This window comes from Peribacillus sp. S4 (assembly GCF_046715815.1).
GTDB lineage: Bacteria > Bacillota > Bacilli > Bacillales > DSM-1321 > Peribacillus > Peribacillus frigoritolerans.
Map to the genome: position 1 here is coordinate 840,913 of NZ_CP175708.1, position 16,589 is coordinate 857,501.

18 protein-coding genes and 1 riboswitch are annotated in these 16,589 nt (G+C 40.9%); of the genes, 11 read left to right on the forward strand and 7 right to left on the reverse strand.

The features are described 5' to 3' along the window. Window positions 1–12 precede the first annotated feature (12 nt). Window positions 13–1,002 (reverse strand): ABC transporter substrate-binding protein, encoded by a 990-nt coding sequence (locus ACJ9PY_RS04065; protein WP_411739517.1) that lies wholly within the window; start codon window positions 1,000–1,002, stop codon window positions 13–15. Between the two features lie 383 nt (window positions 1,003–1,385). Between ACJ9PY_RS04065 and ACJ9PY_RS04070 the strand changes: the two genes are divergently transcribed. Beyond that, window positions 1,386–2,153: an ABC transporter ATP-binding protein gene (locus ACJ9PY_RS04070; protein WP_186442084.1), complete on the forward strand. Its 768-nt coding sequence runs from the start codon at window positions 1,386–1,388 to the stop codon at window positions 2,151–2,153. A 22-nt stretch (window positions 2,154–2,175) separates the two neighbouring features. After that, on the forward strand, window positions 2,176–3,009 hold the full coding sequence (locus ACJ9PY_RS04075; protein ID WP_411739518.1) for an ABC transporter permease: 834 nt from the start codon (window positions 2,176–2,178) through the stop codon (window positions 3,007–3,009). Between the two features lie 61 nt (window positions 3,010–3,070). Here the strand turns inward: ACJ9PY_RS04075 and ACJ9PY_RS04080 are convergent, their stop codons facing one another. After that, complete coding sequence (locus ACJ9PY_RS04080; RefSeq protein WP_176548602.1) at window positions 3,071–4,240, reverse strand: sensor histidine kinase; 1,170 nt, start codon at window positions 4,238–4,240, stop codon at window positions 3,071–3,073. Window positions 4,241–4,845: 605 nt separating this feature from the next. Here ACJ9PY_RS04080 and ACJ9PY_RS04085 point away from each other — a divergent pair. The 7 genes from ACJ9PY_RS04085 (at window position 4,846) to ACJ9PY_RS04115 (ending at window position 11,912) form a co-directional block, all read left to right on the forward strand. After that, window positions 4,846–5,775: a glycerophosphodiester phosphodiesterase gene (locus ACJ9PY_RS04085; protein ID WP_411739519.1), complete on the forward strand. Its 930-nt coding sequence runs from the start codon at window positions 4,846–4,848 to the stop codon at window positions 5,773–5,775. A 157-nt stretch (window positions 5,776–5,932) separates the two neighbouring features. Next, window positions 5,933–7,072, forward strand: a complete 1,140-nt coding sequence (locus ACJ9PY_RS04090) for a zinc-dependent alcohol dehydrogenase (RefSeq protein WP_411739520.1) — start codon at window positions 5,933–5,935, stop codon at window positions 7,070–7,072. Window positions 7,073–7,396: 324 nt separating this feature from the next. Next, window positions 7,397–7,849, forward strand: a complete 453-nt coding sequence (locus tag ACJ9PY_RS04095; protein WP_063577316.1) for a hypothetical protein — start codon at window positions 7,397–7,399, stop codon at window positions 7,847–7,849. A 236-nt stretch (window positions 7,850–8,085) separates the two neighbouring features. Further along, window positions 8,086–8,631, forward strand: a complete 546-nt coding sequence (locus ACJ9PY_RS04100; protein WP_278089241.1) for a histidine phosphatase family protein — start codon at window positions 8,086–8,088, stop codon at window positions 8,629–8,631. Between the two features lie 151 nt (window positions 8,632–8,782). Beyond that, on the forward strand, window positions 8,783–9,571 hold the full coding sequence (locus ACJ9PY_RS04105; RefSeq protein ID WP_411739521.1) for an HAD family hydrolase: 789 nt from the start codon (window positions 8,783–8,785) through the stop codon (window positions 9,569–9,571). A 116-nt stretch (window positions 9,572–9,687) separates the two neighbouring features. After that, a riboswitch (TPP riboswitch) is annotated at window positions 9,688–9,802 on the forward strand. Between the two features lie 135 nt (window positions 9,803–9,937). Then, on the forward strand, window positions 9,938–11,719 hold the full coding sequence (thiC, locus tag ACJ9PY_RS04110; RefSeq protein WP_411739522.1) for a phosphomethylpyrimidine synthase ThiC: 1,782 nt from the start codon (window positions 9,938–9,940) through the stop codon (window positions 11,717–11,719). A gap of 22 nt (window positions 11,720–11,741) precedes the next feature. Then, window positions 11,742–11,912, forward strand: coding sequence for a hypothetical protein (locus tag ACJ9PY_RS04115; protein WP_153246124.1), 171 nt, complete (start codon window positions 11,742–11,744; stop codon window positions 11,910–11,912). 87 nt (window positions 11,913–11,999) lie between these two features. On the opposite strand, the gene ACJ9PY_RS04120 is transcribed toward ACJ9PY_RS04115, so the two are convergent. Next, window positions 12,000–12,509: a DUF3231 family protein gene (locus ACJ9PY_RS04120; RefSeq protein ID WP_411739523.1), complete on the reverse strand. Its 510-nt coding sequence runs from the start codon at window positions 12,507–12,509 to the stop codon at window positions 12,000–12,002. 99 nt (window positions 12,510–12,608) lie between these two features. Next, window positions 12,609–12,752: a hypothetical protein gene (locus ACJ9PY_RS04125; protein WP_176548603.1), complete on the reverse strand. Its 144-nt coding sequence runs from the start codon at window positions 12,750–12,752 to the stop codon at window positions 12,609–12,611. A gap of 177 nt (window positions 12,753–12,929) precedes the next feature. On the opposite strand from ACJ9PY_RS04125, the gene ACJ9PY_RS04130 reads away from it, so the two are divergent. Next, complete coding sequence (locus ACJ9PY_RS04130; RefSeq protein WP_063577311.1) at window positions 12,930–13,562, forward strand: spore coat protein; 633 nt, start codon at window positions 12,930–12,932, stop codon at window positions 13,560–13,562. A 57-nt stretch (window positions 13,563–13,619) separates the two neighbouring features. Here ACJ9PY_RS04130 and ACJ9PY_RS04135 read toward each other — a convergent pair whose 3' ends face one another. The 3 genes from ACJ9PY_RS04135 to ACJ9PY_RS04145 form a co-directional block, all read right to left on the reverse strand. Then, window positions 13,620–13,985: a carboxymuconolactone decarboxylase family protein gene (locus ACJ9PY_RS04135; protein ID WP_098864922.1), complete on the reverse strand. Its 366-nt coding sequence runs from the start codon at window positions 13,983–13,985 to the stop codon at window positions 13,620–13,622. Window positions 13,986–14,096: 111 nt separating this feature from the next. Next, window positions 14,097–14,822, reverse strand: a complete 726-nt coding sequence (locus ACJ9PY_RS04140) for a cytochrome c oxidase assembly protein (RefSeq protein WP_400450941.1) — start codon at window positions 14,820–14,822, stop codon at window positions 14,097–14,099. A 46-nt stretch (window positions 14,823–14,868) separates the two neighbouring features. Next, a complete protein-coding gene (locus ACJ9PY_RS04145) occupies window positions 14,869–15,387 on the reverse strand; it encodes a DUF2243 domain-containing protein (protein ID WP_411739524.1) in 519 nt (172 codons plus the stop codon). Between the two features lie 265 nt (window positions 15,388–15,652). Between ACJ9PY_RS04145 and ACJ9PY_RS04150 the strand changes: the two genes are divergently transcribed. Then, the gene (locus ACJ9PY_RS04150) at window positions 15,653–16,498 is read left to right on the forward strand and encodes a manganese catalase family protein (protein ID WP_034305265.1); all 846 of its coding nucleotides are present in this window, start codon (window positions 15,653–15,655) and stop codon (window positions 16,496–16,498) included. Window positions 16,499–16,589 lie beyond the last annotated feature (91 nt).

Here is a 16,589-nt window from a genome sequence, read left to right on the forward strand (position 1 = left end):
AAGGTTAGTTTTTTATTTTTTAAAGGCTTCATCAATGTATTCATTGTTGATCTGATTTTTAAAATTAAATGATTTCTTGATATAACCCACACCAGCTAAAGTATCGATGGATTCTTGTTGTGCTTTGATGGCATCTTCGGTAAAGAAGATATTTGGTTTTTCGGCAGTTATTATTGTCTTTACGGTGCTCACTGGCAATTTAGTTTCTTTGGAATAAATTTCAGATGCTTCATCTGGATTTTCAATTTGCCAGTCGGCTGCTTTTTTATAAACCTTTAAATAGGCCTCGACAATTTCAGGATGCTCTTCGGCAAAGCCCTTACGTGCAATGATTGCACCAGGAGCTAATATTTTTCCTTTTACTTTAAGTGCGATAGCATTTCCTTTATCAATATTATTAAGGTAATAAGGGTTCCATATTGCCCAGGCGTCCAATTTTTTGGTTTCAAAAGCCGCTTGAGCATCATCTGGTTGCAAATTGATGAGTTTAATGTCATCAGTCGTTAAGCCATGGGCTTTCAATGCCTTGATTAAATACACATGACCCGTTGTCCCCGAGGCAACACCGACCGTTTTTCCTTTTAAGTCTTCAATCTGCTTTATATTACCTTCCGCTTGAGCCAGGATCCGGACAGATGACTCACCCCGGCCTGTTTGTGCAATCACTTCGAATGGCAGATTCTTATCAATGCCGGCAATCAGTGCACCATCCCCTAAAAAAGACAGGTCAACCCGATTGGAAGCAAGGGATTCCAAAAGCGGGGGACCACTCTGGAATTCACTCCATTCGATTTGGGCATCCAATTTAGAAAACTCTTCGTTGAACAATCCCTTTTCCTTTGCAATGACCAATGGTCCCATCTTGCCATTTAAGGCAATATGAACTTTCAGTGGATCACTTTTCCCGGAAGCTTTGCCGGCATCGGAATTACAGCCTGCCAATACAGCGATGCTAATGATGGCAAGTAGTACTGCGGTTAGATGTTTACGATATTCCTTCATGAATTCCCTCCTTTTTTTACAGCTATACACATCTGGATAGTCAGACTAATGACAAAAAAGAGATTCAACGAAGAGTTTGCTTGCTTACTCTTCATTGAATCTCCGGTAGTCCAGTTGATTCACATGACCTTTATTTAATTGGCTCCAGTGTGAAGCGGATTTGTGTATGAATGCATCTTAACAGCTGTTAGAATTATCTGTCAATTATTTTTTTACGATTAATCCGATAAAATAAATTGGTATTAGGTGTTGATTATAAATAATCGATAAGTTAATATAAAATGAAATATTGAATCGACTAGTTAACTAGAGATTCAGCAAAGGGACAATTTGTGCCTTATTGCTGGATCTCTATTTTTTTTATTTGAGAAAGGGTGAGGGGATTGGTTGCGACATTAGAAATTAATCAGGTAAGCAAAACATTTAAGAATGAGAATGAAAGTGTCCATGTTTTGGATCATTTAAATCTGACCGTCAACAATGGTGAGTTCGTAACCATCATTGGTCCGAGCGGCTGTGGGAAAAGCACATTATTAAAGTTGATCGCAGGACTTGATTCAGACTTTGATGGCACGATCATGGCAGGGGATCTTAAGGTTAGCGCCCCATCTAAAGACCGTGGTTTCATTTTTCAGGAGCACCGATTATTTCCATGGCTAAACGTGGAGAAGAATATTGCAGGTAACCTTCTATTAAAGAAACCGGACATTCGAAAAAGGGTGGATGATTTGATATCACTTGTTAAACTAAAAGGTTTTGAGAAGGCGTATCCACGCCAATTATCCGGAGGAATGTCACAGCGTGTTGCCATTGCCAGGGCCTTATTGCGTAATCCTGATGTTTTATTGCTGGATGAGCCATTCGGTGCATTGGATGCATTCACGCGAACGCATCTTCAAGAGGCTTTACTGGAAATATGGGAGAGGAATAAGACAACGATGGTACTTGTCACCCATGATATTGATGAATCCATCTTTTTATCGAGGAAGGTGGTCGTCATGGATGCAAAGCCTGGACGGATTAAAGCTATCGTTCCGATTGATTTGCCATACCCAAGAACCCGAACAAGCAAAGCGTTCCAGGAATTCAGGTCCGTCATATTAACACAACTTGAACATCATCCAGCAGAGGTGGAAGATTGGAGCATTTAATTGAATTTTTGAAAAAGGAAGGATGAAAATTATGTCTACACAGACCGTTGCAAAAAACAGGCACCTTGTCATAAGGGAAACGACAAAACAATCCAAACTTGCCAAATCGGCATTGCGGGGTTCGGTCCTTCCCGTTGTCGTGTTGATTGCATGGCAAGCATTAGGTTCGGTTGGCATCCTGCCTGCCCAATTGTTCTCATCCCCTTTATTGATCGTCATGACGTTCATTGATCTCGTCCAGTCGGGGGAAATGGGCATGCATTTACAGATCAGTTTAACACGGGCTTTTCTTGGCTTTGCCTTAGGTGGGTTTTTAGGCTTATTGTTTGGTGTCATCGTTGGGATGCAAAAAAAATCCGAAGAGTATCTTAACCCAAGCATTCAAATGTTACGAACGGTTCCTTTACTCGCGATCACGCCTTTATTCATTATGTGGTTCGGGTTTGGTGAACTATCAAAAGTGCTGCTTATTGCTTTAGGTGCTTTTTTTCCTCTATATCTACAAACTTTTTTGGGTCTTCGGAATGTGGATAAAAAACTCTACGATGTTGCCCTAATCTTGGAGTTTAGCCGTCGGGAACAAATAACGAAGCTCATGATTCCGGCAGCATTGCCTAACATATTACTTGGTATCCGTTTAGCCTTAAGTGCGGCTTGGATGTGCCTGGTCGTCGCTGAATTGCTTGGTGCGGATAGAGGGGTCGGCTTCATGATCCAGGATGCCCGTTCATTCATGCAAACGGACGTCGTATTCGTAGGCATCATCATATTTGCCCTCGCTGGTAAAATCTCAGACTCGTTTGTCCGCCTTTTAGAAAATCATTTGCTGAAATGGCAAGATAGCTTTAAAGCGTAATTGAAAAAGGATGACCGCCCGGTGATGGGTGGTCATCCTTTTTCTTATTAGGTATGTATGTTTAATCTATTTTATTATATAAGGGCAAATAAATGGTGAACGATGTTCCTTTGTTCACTTCGCTCTGTACCACGATTTTCCCTTTGTATTTTTGAACGATGGAATAACAAACGGTCAGGCCGATACCAGTTCCCCTATCTTTAAGCGAGTAAAATGGGGTGCCAAGTATTTCAAGCTGCTCTTTTGATAAACCTATTCCTGTATCCGTTATTCGTATTTTTGCCATAGTGCGTTCCTGCTCTGTTTCCACCTTGATGAATCCGGGTTTGTTCATTGACTCAATTCCATTTTTCATGATATTGACCAGTATCTGTTTAAGCTCGATGGGATTCATGTTAATGTGCAGGTCGTCACGGAAATCGAGAAGAAAGCCGATGTTGCGATTATTGGCAAAACTGGTCAATAGGTCGGAAATCTTTTGGATTTCATCATTTAAAGGAATGACCTGTACATTATCCGTTTGCGGTTTAGCTAAAGACAAATAGTCATTGATAATCACTTGTGTATATTCAAGTTCCGTAAGCATGGTCTGTACATAAAATTTTTCCGTTTCATTCAGTTCCTTCTCTTGATCTAATAGCTGGGCAAACCCTTTAACGACTGTAATCGGATTACGTATCTCATGTGCAATGGTGGCAGCTAGCTGTCCGACTGAGTTCAATTGCTTGGCCTGCTGTATTTCCTTATGAAATGCATTATTGGATTCCATCCTATTATTGGTTCCTATGAATACGAATACCAATATGATTTGTATAGCGATGAAATTAAGCGTGTTGCCGAAACTATCCAAAGCGACATATTCATAAGTGTGTTGAAGATCCGTTTTTGAAATGATCAAGATGGAAGCGGGACCTAATAAGATATTTAAACTGGCCACAATATAAAACCCGATCTTATCAAAGAGAAAAATGGGAAACAAGGGTGCTATAGCGAATAAGGCCAGCATGATGGCAGTATCCGGGAATATCCAAAACTTGCTATAAAAATAAACAGTAATTAAGAAAATGAATAGGGTTTTATAAAAATTGACTTCTGTTTTTAAGAAAAATAACAGAGAAATTATCATCCCCGATATTAAAATGACCTGTAATGTCATCTCGTAGGGATTATCTTTCCAACTTATAGGTGATACAGAAATCCCAACTAATAGTAAAAAGGATATCATTGCCATGAAAGCCTTCAGTATAAATCGGTGTTTGTTTTGATAATATTGATAATTTTTTAACATAATTCCCCTTAGTATTAATATTCTGTTTGCTTAATAGTAATATGATACTAGTTTTTTGTAAATCAGAAAAAGATAGATTTTGTCATCGATAACCTTTCTATCTATATTATGGAAAGGGAAAGGTGTGTCAACATCGATGTGTACTTTCCAATATATGAGATTTATCGTCTGAAAGTTTGGTTTATTATAGGTATGGAAGATTTAAATTGTTTGAATAAGAAGCATGACTTGCATAAAAGCGGAGGGTTTAGAAATATTTAGTTATAATCATTGGACGATCGTTTTTTTCTACTATTCCAATATGTACATGCCAAGAAATATTTTATATTTTTTTAGAAAAAGAGGCTTTTAGGAGGCTTCTTATCATTAATCAAACAATATAGTTTTCATTCAACTTTTTGGTTGGGTAGAACGAACTGCATGAATGCCCTGTTTTTGATAGGTTATTTTAACCATTTTAACTACTATATTATTTCTTTACATTATATTCGCTGTAGATTCACATTCCCCTTTTAAAATAATGGTAATAATAGGAGGGAGAGAGGGAAATGAAAACGAATCTAAAGAAATTCGGTCTTTGTATGATGAGTGCGGCCTTTATATTGCAGGCTACTTCAATGGGGGCCTCCGCTGCAAATGGAAATCATTCCAATTCATCTATTCATGAGAAGAAAATTGTGAATGTCGCACATAGGGGAGCTTCTGGTTATGCACCTGAACATACCATTCCCGCTTATCAAATGGGAGAACAAATGAAAGGCGACTACATAGAAATCGATCTTCAAATGACCAAGGATGGTAGATTGGTAGCAATGCATGATGAAAAAGTGGATCGTACAACGAATGGTACTGGACTTGTGAAGGATTTAACGCTGGCAGAAATTAAGAAACTGGACGCCGGTACTTGGTTCAATGAAAAATATCCACAATTGGCAAAAGAGGGATATGAAGGGTTAAAGGTCCCTACTCTTGAAGAAGTCTTTAAGAAGTTTGGAAAGAAGGCCAATTACTATATCGAAACAAAGTCCCCTGATGTGTATCCAGGGATGGAAGAAGAACTTCTGCAGGTTCTGGAAGAATATAAAATGGTGGATTCGAAGGGCCGTACAAACAATGTATTAATACAATCGTTCAGTAAAGAAAGCCTTATGAAGGTTCATGACTTGAATCCAAAGTTACCTCTTGTGCAACTTTTTTCATACAAGACCCAAGCAACCATTTCCGATGAAGAATTGGAATCCATAAAGGAATATGCAGTTGGCGTTGGCCCAAACTTCAGTAAAGTTGACGGACAATATGTGAAGATGGTTCGAAACCATGACCTCCAATTCCATCCATATACAGTAAATGAAAGAGCCGATATGAAAAAGGCGCTTGAGTGGGGTGCAACGGGGCTGTTTACGAATTATCCCGATGTGTTCAACGAGGTACTAAGTGAGTATAAGCACAAAGATAATGGAAATAAAGTTACTAAATAAATGGTTTCAAATGTGAGTTCCGGTTTCCGGAGCTTTTTTTTGTATCCAGGTGCAGCATAATGGGCGATTAATTCTTGGGGAAATTAGATGTCCATAGGCTTAGTAGTCTTTCGGACGGGTATATAAAATAAATCAAGAAAATTTTAGGAGGTTGATTATGAAGGCTGTAACTTTTCAAGGAGCAAAAGATATACAGGTAAAACAGGTTGAAGATCCGAAACTTCAGGAAAAGGATGATATTATCGTCCGGGTTACTTCAACAGCTATATGCGGGTCCGACCTCCATATATATCAGGGGGCTTTGCCGACGCATAAAGATTATGTCATTGGCCATGAACCGATGGGCATCGTCGAAGAAGTGGGTCCGGAAGTGACAAAGGTGAAAAAAGGAGACAGGGTTGTCCTGCCTTTCAACATTTCTTGCGGGCACTGTTATTATTGTGAACATGATATGGAGAGTCAATGTGATAATTCCAACCCTAATGAAGCGGTGGATACAGGCGGGTACTTTGGTTTTACGGAACGATATGGGAACTATCCAGGCGGGCAGGCAGAATATTTAAGGGTACCATATGGAAACTTCATGCCGTTTGTCATCCCAGAGTCATGCGAACTAGAAGATGAGTCGCTTTTGTTCATGTCCGATGTGCTGCCAACCGCATATTGGAGTGTAGAGAACTCTGGCGTCAATAAAGATGATACGGTAGCGATATTGGGCTGTGGACCGATTGGATTGATGGCTCAGAAGTTCGCTTGGATGAAAGGAGCAAAAAGGGTAATTGCCATCGACAATCTACCTTATAGACTCAATAAGGCTAAACGGATGAATAAGGTAGAGGCGTATAACTTCGATGAATATAACGATATGGGCAGCTACATTAAGGAAATCACTTCAGGCGGGGCCGATGTAGTCATAGATTGTGTGGGAATGGATGGGAAGAAATCGACGATAGAGGCGATTGAGCAAAAGCTGAAACTTCAGGGTGGAACGTTAAGTGCGATCGAGATTGCCCTTAACGCCGTACGTAAATTCGGCACGATTCAACTGACTGGCGTATACGGTTCGAAATATAATATGTTCCCATTAGGCAATATATTTGAGCGGAACATTAACCTGAAAATGGGACAAGCACCAGTCATTCACTACATGCCAAAGCTTTTTGATGAAATCACGGCTGGAAAGTTCGACCCCACGGAAATCATATCTCATAAAGTCCCTCTCGAAAAAGCGAGTGAGGCTTATCAAATCTTTAACGATCATGAAGATGAATGTATTAAAGTGGTGCTAAAGCCGTAATCTGAAGCTCATAAAAAGTCCAATGCATGGAGTTGCATTGGACTTTTTGGTTATGTTCATAAATAGTTAATGGTGTATTATGGATAAACGTATAAAAGAGGTTTGAAATATGAATGATAGTTATGCCTTTGAACCGAAGAAATCAGGTTTACACTGATTTTTTTACTATAATGGGTGGATTCGTTTCAGGGGAATCCGGAAATGTGACGACTGACCCTTCAATTGATGAAGGAGAATATGCCAAGTGAACTTGAATAAGGGTTTTTGGTAAGGAAATGGAGTATTTATATTATATAATGATAGTGACAAAAGGAGGATGTTCAGATGGTATATAACTCGGCAGCAGAACTTTGTGAAGGGTTTGGTTATCCGCCCGTTCACGTTAAATTGACGATAGAGATCATCGATAAAAGATTGGGACCTGTAAAGGCAGAAGCGGAGATTGCCATCAAGCCTGTTAAGGCAAAGGGATATCTGGAAGTATTGGTGGAAGAATTGGAATCGGAGCATATCTTTGCCGATGAAAATGGCAGTATCTATGGCAGCTTCGGCATCGATCAAAGCATCCAGATATATGATGAAGTCCTGACTACCATTCCGTTCGAAGAGATAATGGGAAATGCAAATTGGAAAGAGACAGTTGAGGAATCCATCACGGCGGATAAACTAAAGGAACAACTGGGAAAATCCCTAAATGATTATCAATTCAGTGATTTGAGCGGGAAATATAAATTCAGGAAAAGATGTACGATAACAGAACTCCAATTCATAGATTAAACGAAAGGAGAAGGCGATATGCTTTCTCTTTTTTACATATGGCCATAATATTTTTCCTTATGATAATCAAATTCTTGCAGTGACACAATCTGTGAGAACCTTTAACCATACACAAGGGGCGCTCAGTTAATGGTTTCAACTTGCATTTATTATATTGCTTTACATAGGTTAATATATTGTTAAGGGCTTTTATAAGAAATAGAAACGAATATTTTAAAAGATAAAAAGGAGAATATATGAAAATTGGTTTGGTACGGCATTTTAAGGTGGCACATGAATTTCCTACTGGGAAAGCTGTGACGGCGGATGATATGAAGCAATGGTTTGTGGACTATGATGCAGCGGATATTATTTATGGAACGACTTTATTTGGCGTGGAGGAATGGCAGGAATGTTATTGCAGTGATATGTCGAGAGCCGTCAAGACAGCGGAACACATCTTTCCAGGCACGGTTCATCGGATGGAGGAGCTGCGGGAAATACCTTCTCCCCCTCTGAGAGGAAGGATTAAGCTGCCGTTCATCCTTTGGGCCATCTGGATTCGCTGCTGCTCGGTGATCAACAAGCAGACAAGGGCGGAAATTAAGTTTGCTGAGCAAAGAATCAATAAAGTATTGGATGAAGTCTTTGCAAAGGGGGAAAGGAATGTTCTGATCGTGAGTCATGCCGCCCTCATGGTATATATGAGGAAAGAGCTGATCCGACGGGGGTTCACCGGTCCAAAGTTCAAGATTGCCAGTAATGGAAAACTGTATGTATTTGAAAGCGGAAAAGGGAAATGAATATATGGTTCCCACCGGAAAAGGTAAGCCATTTTGCGAAGAAAGAGACATGCATTTTCCGAATAGTTATTCTTTTTTTATTGGTTGTGGTTTATTATTGTAATAGTGTAATTTTTACGAATTCAATATTGGGGAAAGAGGGGTGGACATTTTGCTGAAGGCAGTTTTTTTTGATTTAGATGATACATTACTATGGGATCAGAAAAGTGTAAAAGAGGCTTTTGTGGCCACATGCGAAGTTGCCAAGGAGAAATATGGTCTGAATGTCGACGAGTTTGAAGAAGCGGTGCGGAAGGAAGCACGTGATCTTTATTCTTCTTACGATACATATGCATTCACTCAAATGATCGGAATCAACCCATTTGAGGGACTATGGGGGGATTTTCGGGATGATCATGATGAATTCCGGAAGATGGCCGGGATTGTACCGGCTTATCGGAAAGAAGCGTGGACGAGGGGCTTGAAGGCATTAGGGATCGATGACCCGGAATTTGGGCTTGAACTGGCAGAACGTTTCCCGGCCGAAAGACGCAAAAAGCCATTTATCTATGAAGAAACATTCCGTGTTCTGGATGAATTAAAAGGGAAGTACAAATTGCTATTGCTTACGAACGGATCTCCTGAGCTGCAAAATACCAAACTTGAAATAACGCCTGAACTGGTTCCTTATTTCGACCAAATCGTGATTTCAGGCGCATTTGGACGAGGTAAACCGGATGCCTCCATTTTTGAGCATGCTTTGGAAATCATGGAGCTAGATAAGGATGAAGTATTGATGGTCGGCGATAATTTAATGACCGATATCCTTGGAGCATCACGGGTAGGCATAAAGTCGGTTTGGATAAATCGCCATGATAAGAAACGGAATGAAGTGATTCCAACCTACGAAATCACGCATTTAGAGGAGCTTTTTCCTATCCTTGGGAGCCTGGGGAATTAATTGGCGGTCCTCCTCCAAATAACAAATTTTAGATGATTGCAGAGAAAATACTAGGTCTTTTAAATTATTTACAGAATGAAAAGGGTGAGATATAGTTACCCTGTAATCAATTAAATTATTCAGACTAGGGGTGTCCAATAAAAGTTGGGCTGAGAGAGAAGCGCTTAAGCTTCTTAACCCTCAGGACCTGATCTGGTTCATACCAGCGTGGGGAAGTTAGAATCTACTTAACGATGACCTTTCAACTGGTCATTTCTGTAGTCATACTAACGTTAGCCGGGTCTTAAATATGAGACCTGGCTTTTTCGTGCGAAATGGATTGGATTTTGTCCTTTTTAAATGAACTTAAAAAGGAGAAATGAAATCATGAAGAGTAATTCAGTAAATGACATGAACGTTTCAATTATGTCCAGTTTTGCCGGAAGTAAAAAAGTGTATGTTGAGGGATCTAGACCCGATATTAAAGTACCTATGCGTGAAATTGAGCTAAGTCCGACGACAGGGGTATTCGGCGAAGAGGAGAATCCGCCTTTACGTGTATATGATACAAGCGGCTTCTATACGGATTCAGAATATCCGATTGATATTCATAAAGGCCTTGCCCCGATTAGACGCAGCTGGGTTCTGGAACGGGAAGATGTTGAAGAGTATGAAGGGCGTGAAATAAAGCCGGAAGATAACGGATATAGAAAAGTGGAGTCACAATCCAATGCCGAAGTTTTTCCGGGATTGAAAAGAAAACCATTGCGTGCGGTGAAAGGGAAAAACGTAACCCAGCTCCATTATGCCCGCAAAGGGATCATTACTCCAGAAATGGAGTTCATTTCGATCAGGGAAAATGTAGCCCCTGAGTTTGTAAGGGAAGAGGTAGCTAGCGGGCGGGCTATCATTCCGGCAAATATTAACCATCCTGAAAGTGAGCCCATGATCATCGGACGTAATTTTCACGTAAAGATAAATGCGAATATTGGAAATTCAGCTGTCAGTTCATCGATCGAAGCTGAAGTGGAGAAAATGACTTGGGCTACACGATGGGGTGCAGACAACATAATGGATCTTTCCACAGGAAAGAATATTCACACGACGCGGGAATGGATTATCAGGAATTCACCTGTGCCTGTTGGGACGGTTCCGATATATCAAGCATTGGAAAAAGTGAATGGGGTCGCGGAAGATTTAAATTGGGAAGTATTCCGGGATACATTAATCGAGCAGGCTGAGCAAGGTGTCGATTACTTCACCATACACGCTGGTGTGCTTTTGCGATACATCCCAATGACAGCAAAGCGAGTTACGGGGATTGTATCCCGGGGAGGCTCCATCATGGCACAATGGTGCTTGGCCCACCACCAAGAAAGCTTTCTCTATACACACTTTGAAGAGATTTGTGAAATCATGAAGACGTATGATGTTTCTTTCTCATTAGGTGACGGTCTCCGTCCGGGATCCATTGCAGATGCAAACGATGAGGCACAATTTGCGGAATTGGAAACACTTGGGGAATTGACGAAGATTGCTTGGAAGCACGATGTTCAAGTCATGGTGGAGGGACCCGGTCACGTACCGATGCATTTGATTAAAGAAAATATGGATAAACAGCTGGAAGTCTGTCAAGAAGCACCATTCTATACCCTGGGACCATTGACGACGGACATAGCTCCTGGATACGACCATATCACTTCTGCGATTGGTGCTGCCATGATTGGATGGTTTGGAACGGCCATGCTTTGCTATGTGACACCGAAAGAGCATTTGGGACTTCCGAATAAAGAGGATGTTCGGGTAGGGGTCATTACTTATAAAATTGCAGCACACGCAGCTGATCTTGCAAAAGGCCATCCGCAGGCAAGAAAACGGGATGATGCCCTTTCGAAGGCTAGATTCGAATTTCGTTGGAGAGATCAATTCAATCTTTCCCTTGATCCTGAAAGGGCGGTTGAATATCACGATGAAACTCTTCCGGCAGAAGGTGCCAAAACAGCCCATTTCTGTTCAATGTGCGGACCGAAATTCTGCAGTATGAGAATCTCTCAGGACATCCGTGATTTGGCGAAGGAAAAGGGTCTGGGCTTTGAGTCGGTAATTGATGAAGGGCTTAAAGAAAAAGCGAATGAATTTAGGAAAACGGATGGGGAAATCTATCAATGATTCCGACGAGAGGGAGAATTCGATGAATCGGGTAATCCAGATAAAAGTTGAAATGAAACAGTTGGAAACTCAATTGGAGCAGCTGAAAAGGGAGCTGAATATTTTTCGGGAGAATTGCAACCATGAATTTGTGAAAAATGATTATAGTCAACAATGTACAAAGTGCCACTTGATCGAAAGTCTTCAATGGTAATGATTCCTTAATCGTCCTTTTGGAATGAATCCCTTAATCATGTTGATTCGATTACAAAACATGATTAAGGGGATCTATCATTACTATTTACATACTTGTTTTATTGATATGAAGGGGAGGAGGGACAAGCCATCCTTTTTCCTTATTCAATCTTAGGAAGTCAGCACCCAATGCAGCTTTGTTGGTATGGAATTGCGCAAACATCTGTGCAATATCTTCGCGGATGCATTGACCCATCATTTGGCTGCAAGCAACTAATCCTGCATTAATATCGATTGATACTGAAGCGGAGATTTCAGGATCTTGAAGACGTGCCCCGACGGGAATATCCTCCAAATTAGCTTTAGGCCTTTCAGGTGGTGAGGGAGGTAGTCCTACGTTATTTTCTTTTAATAATGATTCAAGTTGGTCATGTTCCTGTTTCCCTTGATCGATCACTTCAACAAGCAATTTATACAGGTCCTTGTCGCCAGTATGATTAAGCATGGTTTGATGACAGGCAATCAACCCTTTTGTAGTTGTTAGAAATGCCCATGTTCCAAAAACCTCTCCGTAATGCATAGGCTCATCTTTCGGATTTCCGCTTAAAATTCCCATAACCATCCTCCTTGAAATTCATTAACGAATTTAAGTTACCCTGAATTCATCCAAGCATGCATCGTTGGTGTTTGGGAAATGTTAGAGGGCTTTTAATGCTTACCCTTTTATTCCTTGCAGCCATTCTTGATAACATTCATCACACAGCATTTCGTTTCTATCCGTGTCAGTAATTTGAAATGTTACTATATGGATTTTTTTTTCTTCCGTGACATCACTACAATAGAAGCATTGATGTGTCATTAGAAATCCTCCCATGTATATAAAGTGTTTATAGTTTAAAGCGCCACGGTTTTTTATACAGAAAAAATGATGCAGCAGTTTATTGGTCTTCTTGGAAGAGTTTAGATTGAATAATCCGGTTGGGGTTTAACATACTAAACGTGTTCGCTTGATTGATAAAATGAGGAGGGAAATACAATGCAAAACCAATATCAACAAGGTCAAGTACACCAGAACATGCAAACGGGTGCTATCCCCCCACAATTGAATCACGGTGGTCACGAAGTATTCGATGTACATGAAGTGCTGTCGGGAGCGATCGGTACTTTAAACACGTATACTCTTTTGCGTCAGCATGTCCAAGATCAGGAATTACTCGACATTCTGGATCGTCAATATCAGTTCATCCAAGATGAATATAATATTTCATTGGAGTGCTTCCAAACGGGCCAGGATCCTTCTAAACCAACTCAGAGCTACAAAATGAATCAAGGTAACGATTTTATATATGGATTGACACCAACTCAGCCAAAAAAACCTTTGCAATCCGTATCGGAAATTACGGATGAATGCATTTCAGGCTTGATGCTTGCGGCTGTTAAGTCTGCGGCATCCATGAAGGCGATGGCAGCGCTTGAAATAACGAATCCGGTGGTTCGCCGCGTATTTGCAGATTCCGTTCCGAACTGCATTGAAATGGCCTATGAGATTTCGATATATCAAAACAAACATCATTATTACCAAGTTCCGCAGCTTGCACAGCAGGATATGCAACAAATGATGAATTCGTATGCCCCCGCACAAGGAAATAACAACAACATGAGTCATTAAAAGCAGTTATTAATAACATAAAGAAGGGATAGGACTGATTCTCCTATCCCTTCTTTATCATTGTTTCATCTGATTTATTTCCTGAATGCATTCCTGGATGAGGGTAACAGCCTGACTCATGGTTGCTCCTCCGCCAAATGCCGCGGTCACACCAATGGCTTCAAGAATTTCTTGTTCGGAACAGCCTTGATCAAGACATCCTTTTGTATGATAGATAATACAGTATTCATCTTGTGAATATAAGCTTATTCCTAGTGCGATAAGCTGTTTTTCTTTCTTGGACAATTGACCTTCTTTAAAGCACTCTTCCGTAAACGAATTGAATTTCTCAGCAAGATCTGGCATTTTATGCGTAAAGACACCGATTCCAGCTTTATAATCACGAAGAGCATTTTCAGTAGAATTGTTCGCTTCATATTCCATTTTTCATTCAGCTCCATCCAAAATTTTTTCATCAAAAATTAGTATGAGCTAAATGTTGGACGATTAAACAGAAACGCAGGAGTTTACCGAAGTAATCATGGAACCGCCTTCCTACAAGGCTAGTGACCCCTTGGGCCGGGTGGCTTTGAACCATTGATAGCAAAGGATGCATATAAGTGCAACGTCAATCGCATCACCAGCATAGTACATTAACATTCCGCCATTTTCCGCTTGTACCTTGGTGACTCCGCTTGGCGGGTGGGCAAAAATATATTTAGAAAGGATATCATGGCCGGCCAGTGAAATTGTAAATACGATAGCTCGAAACATGAAGCTGAACCTGTGGGGTGCAGGGTCCATATAAATCATAGACGCAGTGAATAGATAGCCCGCTATGAACACGTGAAAATGCACTAATGCATGCAGAAGGGCATTCTGATGCATCAACCGGTACAGACCAGTCGTATAAAGGATCCAAAGCCCTCCAATATTAAGCGCAGAGGCAGTGATTGGATTGCTTAAAAATCGCAGCGGCCAACTTTTCAACACCTTTGAAAGGCGTCTTGCTGATTGTACATCAAGTGTTCGCAGTGCAAGCGTAATGGGTGCAGCAAGCACGAGCAGGATGGGTGCAATCATTCCAAGCAGTAAATGACCAACCATATGCGCCGTGAAGTCCATATGCGCACGATTGGCTATTGGGCCTATGATTGCAGAGGCTGCACAGAGAGTGCCAAGAATCCAAAAGAAGGTACGGTATAATGGCCATTTTTTATAGCGGCGGTTCGAAATGATGACAGCTGCGATATAAATCACTAAACCCGGCATGAGTAGCATCAATAAAATCGGTTCAAAACCAGTTCCGTTATCATGAATATGTCCATTACTGTGCATTGCTGGCGTCTTCTATCATTTTAAGTAAGCTGCGCCTTGTTTGAATGACGAGGGTAATGCCAATCAAGATCATGATTGTAGCGGCAATGTTCCAAGTCAAGTCGTATGGGAAAATATCGACATTGTAACGGATTTGATGGAGGCGCATGAGCTTGTGCTGGAGTATTCCGTCATATAACTGGAAAGAACCTGCCCCGAGCAAAACTCCCCCTATCCACCTTTTCAGCCATAACCCCTTTCGACGGCGAAGGTCAGCGAACATGAATAACGACCCGACCGTTGCGAACCAGCTTAGGGCATGAAATAAACCATCCGAGATAAGCCCGATACTGGTTGTGGATTTGTCATAGAAATGATGCCAATGTAATAGTTGATGAAAGATGGCTTCATCGATGAATGCAACCAATCCGATCCCGAATAGAAAACCGGACCATAGGTTACGAGCGGAATAAGTATAACGTAATTCTGAAATGGATTGATCTCTTTGATTTCGGGGCTTGAAATCCATTTTTCATCCTCCTTTTTCCTATATATGGTTCTTTCTACTTTACCCTGTATTTTATAGTTATAGACAGGTAGATGGACCTTTTATATATCTTATTTATTGAGCGATTCATAGCACAAAGAAAATCCTTGGCTTATTAGTTCAGTCATCAATGTTAATGGTATGTAAATTTCTTCTAATTATTGTTCATTATAACTGAATTATGGTTTTAAGCATGTACAGGCGGGTAATAAAAAACCGTACATCATAAAAAAAAGGAGGAGTTAATATGTTTCGCCATCAAAAAGAATTGCAATTTGAAGTTAAGGTAGATCGACCAGATCCGATGCTTGCCCGTCAAATTCAGGAAGTGTTAGGTGGACAGTTTGGGGAAATGACTGTCATGATGCAATACCTTTTTCAGGGATTTAACTGCCGTGGAGAAGAAAAATACAAAGATATGCTGATGGATATCGGTACAGAGGAAATTGGACATGTAGAGATGCTTTGTTCACTCATTAGTCAATTGCTTGATGGCGCTTCTCCGGAAGATCAAGCAGAAGCCGCAAAAGATCCTGCTACAGCAGCGATCATGGGTGGTATCAATCCCCAGCATTTGCTCGTAAGCGGTCTTGGCGGACTGCCAACCAACTCGAATGGGGTGCCTTGGAACGGATCTTATATCGTAGCCAGCGGAAATTTATTAGCAGACATGCGATCCAATCTGCATGCTGAAAGCCAAGGACGCCTTCAAGTGGCCCGTTTATATCATATGACAAAAGATGAAGGGGTACGTGCTACCTTCCGTAAAATGTTAGCCCGTGATCGTTACCACCAATATCAATGGATGGCGGCCATTGCAGAACTTGAAGAAAAAAATGGCGTGGTTGTTCCCGCATCATTCCCACCGGAAGCGGAAATGGAATCTCAACCGGAAGCGTACGAATTCTGGAACTTATCGGAAGGTAATGAATCGGCAGATGGCCTATGGGCAACAGGAAGCGCCCCAGATGGTACGGGAGATTTTGTTTATGTAGCTGAACCAGTCGCAAAAGGACAGATTCCTAACCCTAAGGTTCCGGCAGCACAATTGCATCATGACCTGGATAGAAGTCAATCGCTTAATAAAAGATAATATAAACTTTTCAAAAAAAGCTCGATGGCCCCGAAAGGGACATCGACTTTTTTTATTCTGCCTTGTTTGCCAAAACCTAATTATTTGCTTG

Coding starts and splice junctions, on each gene's coding strand:
- thiC (WP_411739522.1), top strand. CDS start 9,938: ATGAAGAGTAATTCAGTAAATGACATGAACGTTTCAATTATGTCCAGT.
- ACJ9PY_RS04125 (WP_176548603.1), bottom strand. CDS start 12,752: ATGACACATCAATGCTTCTATTGTAGTGATGTCACGGAAGAAAAAAAA.
- ACJ9PY_RS04135 (WP_098864922.1), bottom strand. CDS start 13,985: ATGGAATATGAAGCGAACAATTCTACTGAAAATGCTCTTCGTGATTAT.
- ACJ9PY_RS04090 (WP_411739520.1), top strand. CDS start 5,933: ATGAAGGCTGTAACTTTTCAAGGAGCAAAAGATATACAGGTAAAACAG.
- ACJ9PY_RS04150 (WP_034305265.1), top strand. CDS start 15,653: ATGTTTCGCCATCAAAAAGAATTGCAATTTGAAGTTAAGGTAGATCGA.
- ACJ9PY_RS04100 (WP_278089241.1), top strand. CDS start 8,086: ATGAAAATTGGTTTGGTACGGCATTTTAAGGTGGCACATGAATTTCCT.
- ACJ9PY_RS04095 (WP_063577316.1), top strand. CDS start 7,397: ATGGTATATAACTCGGCAGCAGAACTTTGTGAAGGGTTTGGTTATCCG.
- ACJ9PY_RS04120 (WP_411739523.1), bottom strand. CDS start 12,509: ATGGGAATTTTAAGCGGAAATCCGAAAGATGAGCCTATGCATTACGGA.
- ACJ9PY_RS04140 (WP_400450941.1), bottom strand. CDS start 14,822: ATGCTACTCATGCCGGGTTTAGTGATTTATATCGCAGCTGTCATCATT.
- ACJ9PY_RS04115 (WP_153246124.1), top strand. CDS start 11,742: ATGAATCGGGTAATCCAGATAAAAGTTGAAATGAAACAGTTGGAAACT.
- ACJ9PY_RS04145 (WP_411739524.1), bottom strand. CDS start 15,387: ATGGATTTCAAGCCCCGAAATCAAAGAGATCAATCCATTTCAGAATTA.
- ACJ9PY_RS04075 (WP_411739518.1), top strand. CDS start 2,176: ATGAAAATTATGTCTACACAGACCGTTGCAAAAAACAGGCACCTTGTC.
- ACJ9PY_RS04080 (WP_176548602.1), bottom strand. CDS start 4,240: ATGGCAATGATATCCTTTTTACTATTAGTTGGGATTTCTGTATCACCT.
- ACJ9PY_RS04065 (WP_411739517.1), bottom strand. CDS start 1,002: ATGAAGGAATATCGTAAACATCTAACCGCAGTACTACTTGCCATCATT.
- ACJ9PY_RS04130 (WP_063577311.1), top strand. CDS start 12,930: ATGCAAAACCAATATCAACAAGGTCAAGTACACCAGAACATGCAAACG.
- ACJ9PY_RS04085 (WP_411739519.1), top strand. CDS start 4,846: ATGAAAACGAATCTAAAGAAATTCGGTCTTTGTATGATGAGTGCGGCC.